Consider the following 16,391-nt stretch of genomic DNA (forward strand, 5'->3'; position numbering starts at 1 on the left):
AAGCGTCGCGGGGTCTTCTGCATTCGTCGTGCGCGAAGAGAGTAGGGCTTTTTCTCGCACCGCGCACCCTCTACTGGAAAATAGTCACAGGACTTCCGAAATGTGCGACTTTCCCCCCGAGTAATATGAGGGGAGAAGTCCGCATTCAACGCTCTCGCTTCCTCCGGGGCAGCGGCGGCAGTCGCGGCCGGGGAACGACGGAGACGGGGCCCGGTCGGGACCGGGCCGGGGCCGGATACGGACATCCGAGACGTCCGGCCAGACCCGCGCGGGTCGCGATCACCTCGCTCACGACGGCCTCGGCGAACTCCCGATCCATGTACATGCGGTCGCCGCTACCGTTGAGCCACGTGTAGCAGTCGAACTCGGTCACGGTGACCTCGCAGCGCCCCAGGTACTCGCAGCAGGTGAGGGTGGGAATGGGCTCGACGGAGAACCAGTGGGATTTGTCGGACATAGTGGTATCGAGACGACGTCGCGCGAATTCTCCCTGAAGTTCATTCAGGGCCCGGATGATTTCTTTCATGGCCTCATGCTGCGACCCCGATTTCATGTTGCGCGAGTAAGTGCCATGTATCCCCAACGACATAGCGCACAACGGAACGGCGTTGATAGGAGTTGGAGCATGACGGAACATGCCTTCCCCTCGAACCTGGAAAAAGGGCGCGAAATCGCGGGCCTCACACAGCGGCAGCTGGCCTCCCGTGTCGGCGCGGCGGCCAGCAGCATCTGCCGTTGGGAATCCGGAAAGTCCACTCCGCGCAGAGACACCGTGCACCGCCTGGACGACGTGCTCGAAATGCGGGGACGTCTGGTGCGTGTGTGGGAGCTGGATACCAGTGGGACCGCACTCGCGCCCTGGATGCGGGATATCGAGCGACTGGAGGAACGCGCCGAGACCATCGAACTGGTCTCACCGCTGATGGTTCCAGGGACCTTGCAGTCACCCCGGTACGCGCGCTTGGTCTTCGAGGAGGGGCTGGCCGGATCGGACCGCGAGATCGAACGGCTGATGGCGCACCGCTGCGGACGCTACGAGTATCTGCGCGCGAAGAACAACCCCGTCATCACCGCGATGTTTCCGGCCACCGCACTGACCTGGACGCCGGACGCCGTCAAACGGGAACAAGTTGCACATTTGATGACGCTCGCCGCAACCGGGAGGGTACGCGTCAATCTCGTACCAGAAGGGACCCTTCTCATTGGGGTGACGAGTCCCTTCATCATGTTCCACCTGCCCGGAGGGGACAAGGTTGCTTCGTCCGATCACGTTGCCGGTAACGTGCTCCATGAGGATTCCACCGGGTATGACCGCCTGCACGGCCTGGTGAAGCGCGCTCTGCAATGCGCCCTCCCCACCCGGCAGTCATTGCAGGTACTAGGAGAGCTACTGTGAACGACTGGCACAAGTCCAGCTACAGCCACTCGGGGGCGCAGTGCGTCGAGGTGCGCGAGTACCCGACCGGCGCGGACGTTCGCGACACCCAGAACCGCGATGCGGGCCACCTGTCCTTCCCCCGAGAGGAATGGCGGGCCCTGGTCACCCTCGCCGCGCGTGCCTGACCCCCACGCTCGCCGCCACGAACCCGAGGCCGTGCCGGACCGCTCCGGCGCGGCCTTCACGGCGTCGGGGGCGCTCAGTCCTCGGCCGCGATCAGGTCCTCGTCGGCGTCCTCCACACCATCGCCCTGATCGCAGGGCTCCAGGCGGGACGCCGCGCTGAACCCCTCCAGGTACCCCCGGGCGCGCTCGGTCTTCGGGTAGCGCCGCACCAACTCCCAGAACTCGCGCCCGTGGTCGGCGTGGAACAGGTGGGCGAGCTCATGGATGAGCACGTAGTCCACCACCCACGAGGGCATGCCGACCAGACGTCGGGAGATCCTGATCGTGCGGGTCTCGGGGGTGCACGAACCCCAGCGCGCGTTCTGGTTGTCCACCCAGCGCACGGACTCGGGCAGCTCGGTCCCGCCGAGGTACTGGCGAGCCAACTCCAGCGCGCGTTCGTGCAGCTCCGCGTCTTTGGAGTGGCGTCGGCCCTCGCGGGCCTCCAGCCGTTGCAGCATCCGTCCCACCCAGCGCTTTTCCTCAGCGCGGGAGAACGTCGCGGGCACGAGGACGACCGTGGTGTCCCCGTCCCGGTAGGCCGACACCGTGCGTCGGCGACGAGGACTGCGGCGTACCTCGATTTTGGTGTTCGAGGGCACGAACTTTACGGTAGCCGAGGCGGGGCCCGTAGCACAGGTGTGTCTTGCGGAGAATTGTCGGTCGCTTCCGTGATGACCGGGTGACCTGATGCGCACGAAAAGCCCTACGGTGTGGCGGATTCCACTCGGACCAGGGCGACACCCCGGCCGTTCGAGGCAGCACACGGGCACGTGGCGCGATGGTTCCATGATCTTTTCGCAATACAAAAGAGACCGGGCGGTGACCCCATCCGGAGGCCACCGCCCGGTTCCACACCGCGCGTGAGTGATCAGGTGGAGGGTCCACATCCGTCGCCCTCCCACCGGTCAGCCGTGCGTCAACACAGCCTCGACCACGCGATTTCCATGAGCGACTCTTCCAAGCGGCGCTCCTGGCGCTGACGCGCGCGCAGCTGGCGCGCACCGAGCCGGAGGTTCTCGCGGTCACGGGGTTCGACGTCCGTACCCTCGACCACGCGCATGAGGTCCTGGAGCAGCATCATCGTTTCGTTCCTTCGACGTGTGTGTTCGGGATGGGGGGTGGGGGTCAGGCGGCGACCGGGGCGGGGTTCTTCCGGGGGCGGCCACGCGGGCGCTTGCGCGCCACGACCTGACCGGCGACGAGCAGCTGCCCGCCCCAGACGCCCCACGGCTCCTTGCGCTCCAGCGCGTCCGCCAGGCACTGCTCCATGACGGGGCAGGCGCCGCACACGGCCTTGGCCGCCTCGACGTCGGCGGGCGCCTCGGCGAAGAACAGGTCGGGCTGGAGGCGGCAGGGGACTTCGGTCTCACCCAGCCAGGGCGTTTGCAGGACCGACGCAAGCATCGGTGCCCTCCAAGATCTTTGTTCGTTTCGTACAACGCGGTCGGTGCTTGCTGTCACCGGACGGGTCCGGTGAGGGACCTGGACTTGCGATGCGGCCGTCCCCGTCCACCGCCCCTGGGGGACGGAGTCCGGTTACGGAGATACAAAGAAGGCCGCGGCCCCTGTGTGGGGTCCGCGGCCACGGTCGAAACTCTCGGCCTGTCCTGCTCTAGGCCGGAATTCTCCGTGGACACTTACCCACTGCGCCATAACGGCGCCGGGTGGTTTCGGCGTGGTTCGCCAGCGGCTCGCCCCAGGGCAGGGCCAGCTCACGCTCAGCGAGGACACCGCTGCCGGTACGGGCATCGCCCTTGGCAGCCTGGATCGCGCGGGGACGGGACCCCTGGAGACCAGCCATGCCGAGGAAGCCGCCGAGGCCGCTCTCGCGACCGCCGACGATGGCGCTACCGGTGGTGGTGAACTCGCCGAACACGGCGTTGACGTCCCTGTGACCAGCCAAGGCGGTGCCCTGGGCAACAGTCATCGGGCGCTGACGCGTAGACATGGCGAAGACAGCGACGAAGCCGGTGTTTTCCGTGGTGTTGCTCATGAGATGGGGCACCTCCTTCACGATCGGGCGGCAGGGTCTTTCACCTGCGCCAGGGGCGGTCATGACGACGATGTACAGACTATGGGGTGGCCGCGAAGAACAGCAACCCATTTTTGACCTGCGAAAACGTCCGCATCCGGCCACGGGTTCGAGGGAATGCCCGCGCTCTCCGCGGTGTTGACGGCCGCCGGTCCGGCACTCCTCCGAAACCACGACTCCCCGATACGGGGAACCGACCCCGCGCCCGGCGGGGCGGACACCCCGGGCCGCCGACCTCGCGCCGGTGCGTGCGCGGCGCGACGACGGGTGATAGGTGTTCCACACAGGGTGACGACAGAGAGTCACGACTCGAACACCAGAGGGAGTCAACGTGCGCCGCACCGCCGTAATCCTCGGAACGCTCACCACCACGGCCGCGCTCAGCCTGGCCACGGCCGCACCCGCGGCCGCCTACGACCCGGAGAAGAAGTCCCATCCGCGCCCGGCCCGCGGAACGGTCGAAGTCACCGTCGAGGTCGAGGACAACGGGGGCACGACCGAGGTCGAGATCGAGTACGAGGACCCGGTTGGCTGCATCCTCCTCCCCGAGAACTCCACGGAGGTCGAGAACGACACGAACCGGCGCCTCCTCGTGTCCAGCAAGCCGTGCGCCTACCGCCCGCACATCATCGACGTCGTGCTCCCCGGCGAGGAGGAGGATCTGTCCAGCTTCGCGAAGAGCCTCGTCGTCTGGTAGCCAGCACCGCTCCGCCCCCGCCGGTGAGGCACGGGGGCGGAGCCCGGGGGCAGTTCCACCGACACCGAACACCTTCCGCAAGGAGCAGATATGCGTCGACCCGCCACCGCCCTCGGCGGCCTCGCCGCCGCGGCCGCGCTCACCCTGGCCACCGCGGCCCCCGCCGACGCCGCCACGGGGCGCCTCGTCCTCTTCACGGACGCCGCGAGCATCGTCCTCCACCTCAACGACGACGTCCGGTGCGTCGACCTCCCCGAGAGCACCAGGGCGGTGTACAACGCCACCGACGCCTTCGTCCTGCTCAACAGCGCCGGCTGCGCCTTCTCCGCCCAGCTCGGCATCAGCTCGACCCTGCCGCCCGGCGCGGGACTGCGGGTGGAGCGGCCCTTCACCGTGAGCGTGCGTATCCCGAAGTCCTAGCCGCGGCGCGCCCGACCGGCCCGGGACCGGTCAGACCCAGCCCTCGGCGTCGACGACGCGGATCAGGCCCTCCTGGACCACGGAGCACACCAGCTGACCGTCGCGCGTGTAGACCAGCCCGCGCGCGAGCCCCCGCGCGCCCTGCGCGGTCGGCGCCTCCTGCGCGTAGAGCAGCCACTCGTCGGCCCGGAACGGCCGGTGGAACCACATCGCGTGGTCGAGGCTGGCCATCGATATCCCCGCGAACGAGCGCCCGTGCCGCAGCAGCACGGTGTCCAGCAGGGTCATGTCCGAGGCGTAGGTCATCAGGCACACCTGGCTCAGGCGGTCGTCGGGCAGCTTGCCGTCGACCTTGAGCCAGACCGGGTTGGACACCGTGCGCAGCTGCGGGTTCCGCTCGGCCTCGAAGGACAGCGGCCCCACCGGGCGCAGTTCGATCGGGTGCCACCGCACGAACCCCGGCACCTTCCCGAACGCCTCCTGGAGCCGCTCACGCGTCGTCGGCAGGTCCTCGGGCGGCGGGACGTCGGGCATCGGGATCTGGTGGTCGAGCCCCGGCTCCTCCTTGTGGAAGGACGCCGACAGCGTGAAGATCGCCTTCCCGTGCTGGACCGCGACCACCCGGCGGGTGGTGAACGACCGCCCGTCGCGAACCCGGTCGACCTCGTAGACGATCGGCACCCGGGGGTCGCCGGGACGGATGAAGTACGCGTGCAGGGAGTGCACGTGGCGCTCGGCGGGCACGGTCCGCCCGGCCGCCACCAGCGCCTGGCCCGCGACCAGACCGCCGAAGACGCGCTGCGGCCCCGCCTCCGGGCTGCTCCCCCGGAAGATGTCGTCCTCGATCCGCTCCAGGTCGAGAACCTCCAGCAGATCCGCCAGCGACTGCTCTCCGCGGCCGGCGTCCGCGCCCTCATCCATCGGTCGGTTCCTCCCCGTCCTTCGCCCTATGCGTCCACGCCGTCGGCGCCGTGCGCTCCCTCGGCCTCCGACGCGGACTCCTCCAGCAGGTCAGCGGGGTCGGCACCGGCGACCAGCGCGAGTACGGCCTCACCGTAGCGGTCGAGCTTGACCTGACCGACACCGGACACGGCGGACAGCTGTGTCACGCTCGACGGTTCCTGTTCGGCGACGGCCTGGAGGGTGGCGTCCGTGAAGACCACGTACGCGGGCACCTTCTGCTCCCGTGCGGTGGCCCGACGCCACTCGCGCAGCCGCTCCAACAGCGCCTCATCGTAGCTGGAGGGGCAGCCCAGGCAGCGGCCGAGCTTGCGTTCGGCCGCGTCGGCGAGGGTCACGCCGCACACCCGGCACCGCACCGGACCGCCCTTGCGGCGCTCGCCCCGGCGGGTGGACGTGGACGGGGAGGCGGGACGCAGACCGTCGAGGAAGCGGGAGGGCTTGCGGGTGCGCCTGCCCCCGGGCGAGCGGGCCAGCGCCCACGACATCGACAGATCGGCGCGCGCGCGGGTCACCCCGACGTAGAACAGGCGGCGCTCCTCCTCGACCTGCTCGTCGGTCTCGGCGTAGATGATCGGCATCATGCCCTCGGTGAGTCCGACCAGGAACACCGCGTCCCACTCCAGACCCTTGGCCGAGTGCAGGGAGGCGATGGTCACCCCCTCGAAGCCGGGGGCGTGCTCGGTGGCCATGCGCGCGTCGAGCTCCTCGACGAAGTGCGCCATGGTGACGGCCCGTCCGCCCGGGCCGGGCGTGGCGGCCATGTCCTCGGCGAGCTGGGCGAGCGCCGTCAGCGACTCCCACCGCTCGCGGGCCTGGCGGCCCTCGGGGGCCTGGTCGGTCAGTCCGAGCGGCCCGAGCAGCTGGCGGACGGTGTGCACGAGCGGCTCGTCGTCCTCCCCGGCGGCGCCGTGGCGGGCGCCGCGCAGGGTGTGCACGGCCTGTTTGATCTCGGGTCGCTCGAAGAACCGCGTGGTGCCGCGCACGGTGAACGGCACGCCCTCGTCGGACAGCGCCTGTTCGTAGGCGGCCGACTGGGAGTTGGTGCGCACCAGGACGGCGATCTCGCTGGCCGGGGTGCCCTGCTCGACGAGGAGGCTGATCTTGCGCGCGACGCCGGTGGCCTCGGCGGGCTCGTCGTCGTACTCCTGGTAGATCGGGTCGGGGCCGTCGGGTCGCTGGGCCTGGAGGGTGAGGTGGCCGGTGGCTCCGCGCGCCTGCCCGATGACGTGGTTGGCCACGCGCACGACCTGGGGGGTGGAGCGGTAGTCGCGGACGAGTTCGACGATCGTGGCGTGCGGGTAGCGCGCGCCGAACCCGGTCAGGTAGGCGGGGGTGGCGCCGGCGAAGGAGTAGATGGTCTGGCTGGGGTCGCCGACGACGCAGAGGTCGTCGCGGTCGCCGAGCCAGGCGTCGAGCAGCAGCTTCTGGAGCGGGTTGACGTCCTGGAACTCGTCGACGACGAAGTACCGGTACTGGTCGCGGACCCGCTGGGCGATCGCGGGGTACTCGGTGATCATGCCCGCGGTGAGTTCGAGCATGGACTCGAAGTCGAGGAGGTTGCGCTCGCGGCACAGCTCCTCGTAGGCCTCGAAGACCCGCGCGACCTCGCCCGCGGGGACCGGGGGCTGGCGGCCCGCCTTGGCGACCGCCTTGGCGTAGTCGGTGGGGCGGACCTGGGTGACCTTGGCCCACTCGATCTCGCTGGCCAGGTCCCGCAGGCCGGTGGCGCCCTCCGTCTGGAGGCCGACCGAGTGGGCGGCGCGCGCGACCGCCTTGAGCTTGCTCTCGACGAGGGTGGGCAGCGGGCCGCCGATCACCTGCGGCCAGAAGAACGACAGCTGGCGCATGGCCGCGGCGTGGAAGGTGCGGGCCTGCACGCGGGGGGCGCCCAGGCCGCGCAGACGGCCGCGCATCTCCCCGGCGGCGCGCACGGTGAAGGTGACGGCGAGGATCTGCTGCTCCTCGACGACCCCGCTGGCGACCGCGTGCGCGATCCGGTGGGTGATGGCGCGGGTCTTGCCCGTCCCGGCTCCCGCCAGGATGCACACGGGCCCGCGCAGGGCACGTGCCGCCTGGGTCTGCTCCGGGTCCAGTCCCTCCAGGACGCGGTCGGGATCCATGGTGCTCCTGCGTGTGGTTGGGGAGTCTGAGCGGTTCTCGGGGGCACAGTCTCTCAAGTATCGGCCGTCATCGGGAGCGGATCGGCACCGAGCACGTTCGGAGCGTCGCCAGACAATCCGGAACCAGTCCGGGCAGTGAGGCATCCCACGGTGTGTCCGACGGTCGTGGGAAGCGGGTCGCACCCCTCGGTGTTGACATCTGGAGGATCGACCGATCCCACCGAACGCCTGACAGGAAGTGACGTGAGCGACATGACGAAGACGGGCACCGAACTGTTCACGATGTACACCACCCCCTGGTGCGGGTACTGCAAGCGGTTGAAGAGCCAGCTCGCCCGCGAGGGGATCACCGGGCGTGAGGTGAACATCGAGGAGCACCCGGAGTCCGCGGACATCGTGATGAAGGTCAACGGCGGGAACCAGACCGTTCCCACACTGGTCTTCAGCGACGGCGCGGCGATGACCAACCCGTCGCTCGCTCAGGTGAAGAGGAAACTGACCGAGTTGGCGTAGGTCGGTGCGCGGGCCGCGCGCCCTTCGGGGACGCGGTCCGCACCGCGGCGACTCCTCCCTCGGGGCACGGCCCCGGAGTGTCCGCACACCGTCCGGCGACCGGCACGGCCAACCGCTGGTTGGACGAAGACGACGGGGAGTGTTGAGTTGGGGGACGACATGAGGCCTCATGACATAGCGGTCGCCGACACGTTGGACGTCGGCGTGGTGCGCCGTACCCCGACGGGGTGGCGGGTCGAGGGCACGCAGGAGATGCCCGACCTGGTGAGCGCCATGGTGCTGGCGGACCTGCTGTCGGACGAGGCCGGTGTACCGAAGCCGCGCGCGCAGTCGCCCGGGCGCGCGCCGGACGACGCGACCGAGGTGGAGCGGCTGCGCCACACGGTCGCGCAACTGGAGCACGCCCTGCATTCGCGTGTCACGGTCGAGCAGGCGATAGGAGTTCTGGCGGAACGGCACACGCTGCTGCCCAGAGAGGCGTTCGAGCGGCTGCGGTCGTCGGCGCGGTCCCGGGGTCGCAAGGTCGCCGACCTGGCGCGGGACGTGGTGGAGAGCAGCACGAGCCCGCTGACCGCGCTTCCGGACGAGCTGAACACCTCGACCAGCGTGAACTGAGGCCGCCGGCGGCGGCGAGGGAACGCGAGGCCGGATTCCGACGAAGGGCCCCGCACGACCGATCCCGGGGGGCGGACGTGCGGGGCCGTGCTTGTTTCGGGCCTCCGCTGGCGCTTCGGCCCGTGTTCGGGCGCCTCAAGGCCAGGGATGCTTCCTCCTCGGCTTCGCCTGACGCTCGTTCCTCGCTAGCGGCTCGCCTCGTCGTGCAGCACCCTGGCGGCGCCCGAACCACACCCCCTCGGGTGACCGCTTCGCTTCGAGCGGGCCTCACCACTCGCCGGGCAGGACGCCTCCGTACCAGTGCTCGATGAGGGTGCGCGCGATGGAGGCGTGGCCGGGCAGCGTCACCTCGCCGGAGTCCACGGCCGAGAAGAGCCGCTCGCGCGTGAACCAGCGGGTCTCGGCGATCTCGTCGTCGGTGCGCTGCGTCTCCCCGACCGCCCGCGCCGTGTACCCCACCATGAGACTGCGCGGGAACGGCCACGGCTGCGACGACAGGTAGCGCGGGTCCGCCACGACGATCCCGGCCTCCTCCGCCACCTCGCGCACCACCGCCTGTTCCAGCGACTCCCCCGCGTCCACGAAGCCCGCCAGGACCGAGAACCGCTGGGGACCCCACTTGGGGTTGTTGCCCAGCAGCGCCTCCTCGCGACCGTCGCGCTCGCGGTGCACCAGCATGATCACGGCCGGGTCCGTCCGGGGGAACTGCTCGGTGCCCTCCTCCTGGCACACGCGCACGTGTCCGGCCGCGGCCATGGTCGTGGGCGACCCGCAGCGCGGGCAGAAGCCGTGCGAGGCGTTCCAGTTGGCCAGCGCGACCGCCCTGGTCAGCAGCCCGGTGTCGTGGTCGTCGAGCAGGGCGCCCACCTCGCGCAGCGACGCCGGTGCGGCGGTGGAGGTCGCGGCGAGGTCCTGGCGCGAGCGGACCGCGAAGTAGGCCGTGCCGTCCTGGACGCCCAGCAGGTACCGCTCGCCCTCGGGTGCCCGGTCGGGGCCGGTGAGCACGAGTTCGGGCGCCTGACCTGTGGTGACCAGGGCGCGCGACTGCTTGTTCATGATCGCCTGCCACCCGTAGCTGCCCGGGTCGCCGCCCTCCAGGACGAGCACCCGCGTGCCGGGGTCCGCCCACGCCCTCTCCAGCCACGCGGCGTCCGCGCGCCGGTGGCCCGCGGGGTCGACCGCGGATCGGGACAGTGCGGGGGTGGTGTCGGCGTCCATGGGTCCTTCCGGTGACGGCTCGGGCGGCCGTGGGGGCACGGCCCTCGCCTTACAGGTAACACCACGGGGCGGGCGGCCCATGCCCCGCGGCGGCGAACTCGGTCAGGCGCCGCGGGCGGCGGCGAGCTCCTCCCACAGGTAGGCGGCGCTCTCGGCGCCCTTGAGCAGGAGCGGGACCTCGACCTTCTCGTTGGGGGCGTGGATGCGGTCCTCGTCGAGACCGACGGCGACGAACACGAGCGGCGCGCCCAGGATGTCGGCGATGTCGGCCTCCGGGCCGCTGCCGCCCTCACGGGTGTGGAGGACGCGGGTGCCGAAGGCGCGCTCCATGGCGGTGCGGGCGGCGCGCAGTTCGGGCGAGGTCAGGTCCGAGGCGCACGCGCGCACGCCGGGGCCGCCGAACTCCAGCTCGGCGCGCAGCCCCTCGGGGACGCCCGCCTCGACGAAGGCCCGGACGCACTCCTGGACGTGCGCGGGCTCCTGACCGGGGACGAGGCGGAAGCTGACCTTGGCGTGCGCGGAACGGGGCACGATGGTCTTGCCGCCCGCGCCGGTGTGCCCGCCCCACATGCCGTTGACCTCGGCGGTCGGGCGCAGCCAGATCCGCTCCAGGGTGCTGTACCCGGCCTCGCCCCAGGTGGCGGTCGAGGCGGCGGTCTCCAGCCACTCCTTCTCGTCGAAGGGCAGCTGGGCGATGAGGGCGCGCTCCTCGTCGCTGGCCTCGACGACGCCGTCGTAGAAGCCGGGGACGGCGATCCGACCGTCGGCGTCGTGCAGGCCGGACAGCAGATCGCTCATGGCCTTGAGCGGGTTGGGCACGGCGCCGCCGAAGGAACCGCTGTGCAGGTCGCGGGAGGGGCCGTACAGGGCGATCTCGACGTCGGTGACGCCGCGCATCCCCACGCACATGGAGGGGGTGTCGGCCGCCCACATGGTGGTGTCGGAGATGACGGCGACGTCGCAGGCCAGGCGATCGCGGTTGGCGCGCATCAGTTCGGCGAAGTGCACCGAGCCGGACTCCTCCTCGCCCTCGACCAGCAGCTTGAGGGTGACGGGCGGGGCGTCGGCGCCGGAGGCGGCCAGGGCGGCGCGCACGCCCAGGGCGTGGAACAGGACCTGGCCCTTGTCGTCGGAGGCGCCGCGCGCGAAGAGGGAGGCGCCGCGCTCGGTGGGGGTGAAGGGGTCGGTGTCCCACTCCTCGACGGGGTCGACGGGCTGGACGTCGTGGTGTCCGTAGACGAGAACGGTGGGGGCGTCGGGGTCGGCGGCGGGCCACTCGGCGAAGACGGCGGGCAGGCCGGGGGTCTCCCACACCTGGACGGTCGGGAAGCCGGTCGCGGTGAGGTGCTCGGCGAGCCAGCGGGCGGAGGCGCGCACGTCGTCGGCGCGGGCGGGGTCGGCGGAGATCGACGGGATGGCCAGCCACTCCTTGAGGGAGGAGAGGAACTCGTCCCGGTGCTCCTCGATGTACCCGCGTACGTCCATGTTCGCCTCGTTCCTTCCTCGACGTCCTCGTCCGGTCCGAGCTTAGGACCGTTCGCGGACGCGGTCGACGCCGAACCCGTGGCCGGGACGCGGTCTTCCGTCCCGGGAACCGGTCGCGGCGCGGGACACTCGAAGGGTGCAGCGGGCGGGACAGCCCCGCCCCACGACGAGAGGAACGCCCGTGGACTCCGCTCCCTCCGCCGCGATCGCCGAGCGGTTCGGCACGCTCTTCGACACGCTGGACACCGACGACGACAAGACCCTCACCTGGGACGACTACCAGCGCCTGGTCGACCGCTACGCCGAGGGGTACTCCCTGGACGCGGACGACGCGCGGGCCCAGGAGATCCGCGCCGCCTACCTCAGGCTGTGGGAGGGTCTGGTCGGGCACGCGGGAGACGGGACCCGTCTGGACCGGGACGCGTTCGTCGCCGCGATGCACGCCGCGTCGGAGGACCGGAGCAGCTCCAACGTGACGGAGGGCGTGGCCGAGGCCGCCTTCGACCTCCTGGACGCCGACGACGACGGCACCGTCAGCGAGGCCGAGTACGTCGAGTACGCGGAGGTCCTGGGCGTGGCGGTCGACACCGCGTGGGACCGGTTCAAGGCCCTGGACACCGACGGCGACGGGTTCATCAGCCGCGAGGAGTTCGTCCTCTCGGCCCGCCAGTACCTGTTCGGCGACGACACCGAGTCCGCGGGCGGGTTCGTCTTCGGCGTCATCTGACGGCGCCGGGGGCGGCCCGGACCGCGTCCGTGCCGCCCCCGGCTCCATCCGTGGAGGGGCGTCAGCCGCCGGTGGCCGCCCGCCAGGCGTCCACGTGGTCGGAGAGGTTGGCGTCGATGTCCTCCCAGTCGGGTTCGAAGACCTCGACGCCGTCGAGGAGGTCGGCCAGCTCCTCGGCGCCCTCGCCCTCGACCGGGATGTCGGTGCGGGCGGGGAAGCCCCCGGCGACGGGGACGACCCGCTCCTGGGCCGCCTCCGAGAGCAGGAAGTCGAGGAGGGCCCGGCCGTTCTCGGACTGGGGCGCGTCGGTGATCAGGCCCGCGGTGTAGGGCAGGGCGAAGGTGGTGGGAGCGCCGCCCTCGGGCGCGGGGAACCAGATGCCGATGTTGGGCATCGTGCGCGCCTGGGCGACGTTCATCTGCACGTCGCCGTTGGCGATCAGCAGCTCCCCCTTGTCCACCTTGGGGCCGAGCGCGCCGGTGGACGAGGAGGGGCCGACGTTGTTGGCCTGGAGTTCGCCGAGGTACTCCATGGCGGCCTCCTCGCCGCCGAAGTCGTGCATGGCCTTGATGACCACGGCGGTGCCGTCGCCCGCCACGCCCGGGGTGGAGTACTGGAGACGGTCTGCGAAGCGGGGGTCGAGCAGGTCCTCCCAGGTGGTGGGCGGCTCCTCCAGCTCCTCGGTGTTGTAGATGAAACAGAAGTAGTTGTCGACGATCGTGGCCCACCGACCGTTCGGGTCCCTGACCTCGACGTTCTCGACCCCGCTCGGCTCGTACTCCTGGAGGAGGCCGAGGCCGTCGGCCTGCTGGATGAACGGCGGCAGGGTGACCAGGACGTCGGCCTGGGGGTTGGCGCTCTCGCGGTCGGCGCGCTGGACGATCTCGCCCGAGCCGCCCTCGACGACCCGGACCTCGACCCCGGTCTCCTCCTCGAAGTCGGCGAAGACCTGGTCGAACCAGCCGGTGCCCTCCTCGTCGCGCAGACCGTCGGCGGTGTAGACGGTGACGGTCTCGGCGGGGTCGGAGGCGGTGCAGGAGGTGAGCGCGGCCGTGAGGACGAGCGCGGTCGCGGCGGTGGCGGTGCGGACGGTGGACCTGCGGGGGACGGACACGGCGGTGCCTTTCGGTTCTGTGCGGCGGGGTGCGACGGGGTCGGTGTGCGGGGGCCGGTGCGGTTCAGCGGTGCGCGGCGCGGGTGCGCACGCGGGACAGGGCGAGCAGGACGAGAAGGGTGGTGGCCATGAGCACGATGGCCGCGGCCGCGCCCGAGAACAGGGCGCCCCGGTCGGTGGCGGCGAAGATCCGGACCGGCAGCGGCGTCCAGTCGGGCGGGTAGAGCATCATGGTCGCGCTCAGTTCGCCCATGGACAGGGCGAAGCAGAGGCCGGCCGCCGCCCGGAGCGAGGGCAGCAGCAGCGGCAGCCGCACCTGGAACAGCACCCGCGCCGGACGGGCGCCGAGCGAGCTGGCGACCTGCGCGTAGACCGGGTCGAGCCGGTCCAGGGCGGCCGAGACCGACTGGTGGGCGAAGGCGGTCACCAGCACGGTGTGCGCGACGATGACGATGGTCTGGGTGCCGTTGAGCAGCAGCGGCGGTCGGCTGAAGGCCACGAGCAGGGCCAGTCCGACCACCACCGTGGGCACGGCGACGGGCAGCATGAACAGGGCGTCGAGGACGGCGCGTCCGCGTCGGCCCAGCGCGTGGGCGGTCAGCGCGCTCCAGACGCCGACGACCAGGGCGAGGACGCTCGCGGTCGCGGCGGTGACCATGCTGACCCGCAGCGCCTCCAGCGTGTCTCCCCGGGACATGCCCGCGAAGTTGTCCAGGGTCGGCCCGGAGGGCAGGACGCCGCTCCAGTTGGTGGCGAACGCCGCGGCGGCGATGACGCCGAGCGGGAGCAGGAACAGCGGCAGGACGAGGACGGCGAAGACCGCCCAGACGGCCCAGCGGGCGGTGCGGCTACGCACGAGCACGGCGGCCTCCCGAGGCTGGGCGCGGCCGTGCGGTGACCGCGCGGTAGACGAGGTAGAGGGAGACCGACAGCGCCGCCTGGATCGTGGCGACCACGCAGGCGGTGGTGTAGTCGGACTCCAGGATCGCCGCGCCGTAGATCAGCGTCGGCAGGGTCACCACGTCCTTGGCTCCGGTGAACAGGACGATGGCGAACTCGTTGAGGCACAGCACCAGGACGAGGGCGCCTCCGGCGGCGAGCGCGGGCACCGCCTCGGGCAGGATGACGGTCCGCACGATCCTGGCGGGCCGGGCGCCCAGGGAGGAGGCGACCTCCAGTTGGGCGGTGTCGAGCTGCGCGAACGCGGCGAGCAGGGGCCGCATGACGAACGGGGTGAAGTAGGTGACCTCCGCCAGGACCACCCCCCAGGGTGTGGCGAGGAAGGCGATCGGCCCGGTGTCCGCGCCGGTGACCTCCGTCCACAGGCCGTTGGCCACGCCCACGGTGCCGTAGAGGAACAGGAGCGCCAGGGTGATGAGGAAGGACGGGAAGGACAGGTAGGTGTCGATGAACCGGGCGGTGGCCCCGCTCCCCGGGAAGGGCACGAACGCCACGACCAGGGAGAGGAAGAAGCCGAGCACGAGACAGCCGAGCGTGGCGGCGACGGCGACGAACACGGTCGTGACCAGCGCCGACCGGAAGCGCGGGGAGGCCACGACGTCGGCGTAGTGGGCGGCGGTGAGGCCGCCGCCGGGCGCGGCCAGGGACTCGGCCGCCACGAGGGCGAGCGGGTAGAGCAGCACCAGGGCGAGCAGCGCGACGGGCGGGACCGCCCACACCCACGCGGGGACGGCGCGACGGCGCGGGGGCCGGTCGGGGCGTTCCCCGGACGGGGTCGCCGCCGGGCCGACGTGCTGTGCGCGATCCGGCGCGACCGCGGGCCCGACCGACCCCGGCCCGCGCCTCGTCCCGTGTCGTGACTCCAGCATCAGGCCGCCTCCTCCGGGAGGAGGACGGCGTCCCGGCGGGCGAAGCCGAGGGTGACGGTGGCGCCGGGTTCGGGCGGGGTGCGCAGTTCCCGGAGTTCGGCGGTGACGGGCGTGCCGTCGACCAGGGCGGTGACGCGATGGGTGGCGCCGCGCCACTGGACGTCGGTCACCAGGCCCTGCAGGGTGTGCTCGTCGGCGCCGAGGGCGAGCCGGTGCGGGCGCAGGCACACCCGCAGGCCGTCTCCGTCCCCGGCGCCGTCCGGCAGGTCGGCGGGGCCGGCCGCCAGGACCGTGCCGCAGCAGTGCACCCGGCCGTCCTCCAGCCGTGCGGGCAGGAGGTTGGCCCCGCCGACGAAACGGGCGGTGAACGGTGAGCGGGGTCGTTGGTAGAGGCCCTGGGGCGTGTCGCACTCGCGTAGTCGGGCCCGGTCCAGGACCGCCACCCGGTCGGCGAGGGTGAGCGCCTCGCTCTGGTCGTGGGTGACGTACAGGACGGTGACGTCGGGCAGGTCGCGGTGCAGGCGGGCCAGTTCGGCGAGCATGTCCGAGCGCAGCTGGGCGTCGAGCGCGGACAGCGGTTCGTCGAGCAGGAGGACGTCGGGGCGGATGGCCAGGGCGCGGGCGATGGCCACGCGCTGCTGCTGCCCGCCGGAGAGTTCGCGCGGGTGGCGTCGTGCGTAGTCGCCCATGCCCGTCATGTCCAGCGCCTCGGCGACCCGACCGGCGATCGCACGGCGCGGCGTCCCCTGGGCGCGCAGGCCGAACGCGACGTTCTGGTCCACGCGCATGTGCGGGAAGAGGGCGTAGCTCTGCACGACCATGCCCACGCCGCGCGCGTGGGGCGGCAGGTCGGTGACGTCGCGGCCGTCGAGCAGGACGCGGCCGGAGGAGGGCCGGACGAACCCCGCGACGGCGCGCAGCGCGGTGGTCTTGCCCGACCCGGAGGGGCCGAGCAGGGCCATGAACTCGCCGGGCTCGACGGTCAGGTCGAGGTCGTCCAGGACGACGGTGTCCCCGTAGGCGACGCTGACGTGGTCGAAGCGGATGCCCACG

General features: G+C 71.6%; 20 protein-coding genes. 7 read left to right on the forward strand and 13 right to left on the reverse strand.

The window, feature by feature from the left end:
- Nucleotides 1-145 precede the first annotated feature (145 nt).
- Complete coding sequence (locus AB0I72_RS00775; protein ID WP_358561090.1) at nucleotides 146-457, reverse strand: hypothetical protein; 312 nt, start codon at nucleotides 455-457, stop codon at nucleotides 146-148.
- A 168-nt stretch (nucleotides 458-625) separates the two neighbouring features.
- On the opposite strand from AB0I72_RS00775, the gene AB0I72_RS00780 reads away from it, so the two are divergent.
- On the forward strand, nucleotides 626-1,396 hold the full coding sequence (locus AB0I72_RS00780; RefSeq protein ID WP_358561093.1) for a helix-turn-helix transcriptional regulator: 771 nt from the start codon (nucleotides 626-628) through the stop codon (nucleotides 1,394-1,396).
- The gene (locus AB0I72_RS00785; RefSeq protein WP_358561096.1) at nucleotides 1,393-1,563 is read left to right on the forward strand and encodes a DUF397 domain-containing protein; all 171 of its coding nucleotides are present in this window, start codon (nucleotides 1,393-1,395) and stop codon (nucleotides 1,561-1,563) included. Before AB0I72_RS00780 ends, AB0I72_RS00785 begins: the two co-directional genes overlap by 4 nt.
- Nucleotides 1,564-1,637: 74 nt before the next feature.
- Here the strand turns inward: AB0I72_RS00785 and AB0I72_RS00790 are convergent, their stop codons facing one another.
- From AB0I72_RS00790 to AB0I72_RS00805, 4 genes are all read right to left on the reverse strand, one after another.
- Complete coding sequence (locus tag AB0I72_RS00790) at nucleotides 1,638-2,204, reverse strand: M48 family metallopeptidase (protein WP_358561099.1); 567 nt, start codon at nucleotides 2,202-2,204, stop codon at nucleotides 1,638-1,640.
- Between the two features lie 317 nt (nucleotides 2,205-2,521).
- Entirely contained in the window at nucleotides 2,522-2,686 is a 165-nt protein-coding gene (locus AB0I72_RS00795) for a hypothetical protein (RefSeq protein ID WP_358562823.1), read from the reverse strand.
- Between the two features lie 44 nt (nucleotides 2,687-2,730).
- Nucleotides 2,731-3,009 (reverse strand): WhiB family transcriptional regulator, encoded by a 279-nt coding sequence (locus tag AB0I72_RS00800; RefSeq protein WP_358561102.1) that lies wholly within the window; start codon nucleotides 3,007-3,009, stop codon nucleotides 2,731-2,733.
- Nucleotides 3,010-3,217: 208 nt separating this feature from the next.
- Entirely contained in the window at nucleotides 3,218-3,598 is a 381-nt protein-coding gene (locus AB0I72_RS00805; protein ID WP_358561105.1) for a hypothetical protein, read from the reverse strand.
- 370 nt (nucleotides 3,599-3,968) lie between these two features.
- On the opposite strand from AB0I72_RS00805, the gene AB0I72_RS00810 reads away from it, so the two are divergent.
- Together AB0I72_RS00810 and AB0I72_RS00815 are read left to right on the forward strand one after the other, a co-directional pair.
- Nucleotides 3,969-4,334, forward strand: coding sequence for a hypothetical protein (locus tag AB0I72_RS00810; RefSeq protein WP_358561107.1), 366 nt, complete (start codon nucleotides 3,969-3,971; stop codon nucleotides 4,332-4,334).
- Between the two features lie 90 nt (nucleotides 4,335-4,424).
- Complete coding sequence (locus AB0I72_RS00815; protein ID WP_358561110.1) at nucleotides 4,425-4,754, forward strand: hypothetical protein; 330 nt, start codon at nucleotides 4,425-4,427, stop codon at nucleotides 4,752-4,754.
- Nucleotides 4,755-4,784: 30 nt separating this feature from the next.
- Here AB0I72_RS00815 and tesB read toward each other — a convergent pair whose 3' ends face one another.
- Complete coding sequence (gene tesB / locus AB0I72_RS00820) at nucleotides 4,785-5,675, reverse strand: acyl-CoA thioesterase II (RefSeq protein WP_358561113.1); 891 nt, start codon at nucleotides 5,673-5,675, stop codon at nucleotides 4,785-4,787.
- 26 nt (nucleotides 5,676-5,701) lie between these two features.
- Complete coding sequence (locus AB0I72_RS00825; RefSeq protein WP_358561116.1) at nucleotides 5,702-7,837, reverse strand: ATP-dependent DNA helicase UvrD2; 2,136 nt, start codon at nucleotides 7,835-7,837, stop codon at nucleotides 5,702-5,704.
- Nucleotides 7,838-8,089: 252 nt separating this feature from the next.
- Between AB0I72_RS00825 and AB0I72_RS00830 the strand changes: the two genes are divergently transcribed.
- Nucleotides 8,090-8,350 carry a mycoredoxin gene (locus tag AB0I72_RS00830; RefSeq protein ID WP_358562762.1) on the forward strand — a complete coding sequence of 87 codons (261 nt, stop codon included), beginning with the start codon at nucleotides 8,090-8,092 and terminating at the stop codon, nucleotides 8,348-8,350.
- 159 nt (nucleotides 8,351-8,509) lie between these two features.
- Nucleotides 8,510-8,965, forward strand: coding sequence for an ANTAR domain-containing protein (locus tag AB0I72_RS00835; protein WP_358561118.1), 456 nt, complete (start codon nucleotides 8,510-8,512; stop codon nucleotides 8,963-8,965).
- Nucleotides 8,966-9,232: 267 nt separating this feature from the next.
- Here the strand turns inward: AB0I72_RS00835 and nudC are convergent, their stop codons facing one another.
- A complete protein-coding gene (nudC, locus tag AB0I72_RS00840; protein ID WP_358561121.1) occupies nucleotides 9,233-10,183 on the reverse strand; it encodes an NAD(+) diphosphatase in 951 nt (316 codons plus the stop codon).
- 102 nt (nucleotides 10,184-10,285) lie between these two features.
- Nucleotides 10,286-11,668: a dipeptidase gene (locus tag AB0I72_RS00845; RefSeq protein WP_358561124.1), complete on the reverse strand. Its 1,383-nt coding sequence runs from the start codon at nucleotides 11,666-11,668 to the stop codon at nucleotides 10,286-10,288.
- Nucleotides 11,669-11,849: 181 nt separating this feature from the next.
- Between AB0I72_RS00845 and AB0I72_RS00850 the strand changes: the two genes are divergently transcribed.
- Nucleotides 11,850-12,395 carry an EF-hand domain-containing protein gene (locus AB0I72_RS00850; protein ID WP_358561127.1) on the forward strand — a complete coding sequence of 182 codons (546 nt, stop codon included), beginning with the start codon at nucleotides 11,850-11,852 and terminating at the stop codon, nucleotides 12,393-12,395.
- Nucleotides 12,396-12,456: 61 nt separating this feature from the next.
- Here the strand turns inward: AB0I72_RS00850 and AB0I72_RS00855 are convergent, their stop codons facing one another.
- The 4 genes from AB0I72_RS00855 to AB0I72_RS00870 all read right to left on the reverse strand — a co-directional run bounded on the left by AB0I72_RS00855 (nucleotide 12,457) and on the right by AB0I72_RS00870 (nucleotide 16,390).
- Nucleotides 12,457-13,509 (reverse strand): 2-aminoethylphosphonate ABC transporter substrate-binding protein, encoded by a 1,053-nt coding sequence (locus AB0I72_RS00855; protein WP_358561129.1) that lies wholly within the window; start codon nucleotides 13,507-13,509, stop codon nucleotides 12,457-12,459.
- A 64-nt stretch (nucleotides 13,510-13,573) separates the two neighbouring features.
- Nucleotides 13,574-14,371 (reverse strand): ABC transporter permease subunit, encoded by a 798-nt coding sequence (locus tag AB0I72_RS00860; RefSeq protein WP_358561132.1) that lies wholly within the window; start codon nucleotides 14,369-14,371, stop codon nucleotides 13,574-13,576.
- A complete protein-coding gene (locus AB0I72_RS00865; protein ID WP_358561135.1) occupies nucleotides 14,358-15,338 on the reverse strand; it encodes a 2-aminoethylphosphonate ABC transporter permease subunit in 981 nt (326 codons plus the stop codon). Before AB0I72_RS00865 ends, AB0I72_RS00860 begins: the two co-directional genes overlap by 14 nt.
- A complete protein-coding gene (locus AB0I72_RS00870; RefSeq protein WP_358561138.1) occupies nucleotides 15,338-16,390 on the reverse strand; it encodes an ABC transporter ATP-binding protein in 1,053 nt (350 codons plus the stop codon). The genes AB0I72_RS00865 and AB0I72_RS00870 overlap by 1 nt, the downstream gene beginning before the upstream one ends.
- Nucleotide 16,391 lies beyond the last annotated feature (1 nt).

The sequence above is a fragment of the Nocardiopsis sp. NPDC049922 genome, from assembly GCF_040660275.1.
In the GTDB taxonomy this organism is placed as follows: Bacteria; Actinomycetota; Actinomycetes; order Streptosporangiales; family Streptosporangiaceae; genus Nocardiopsis.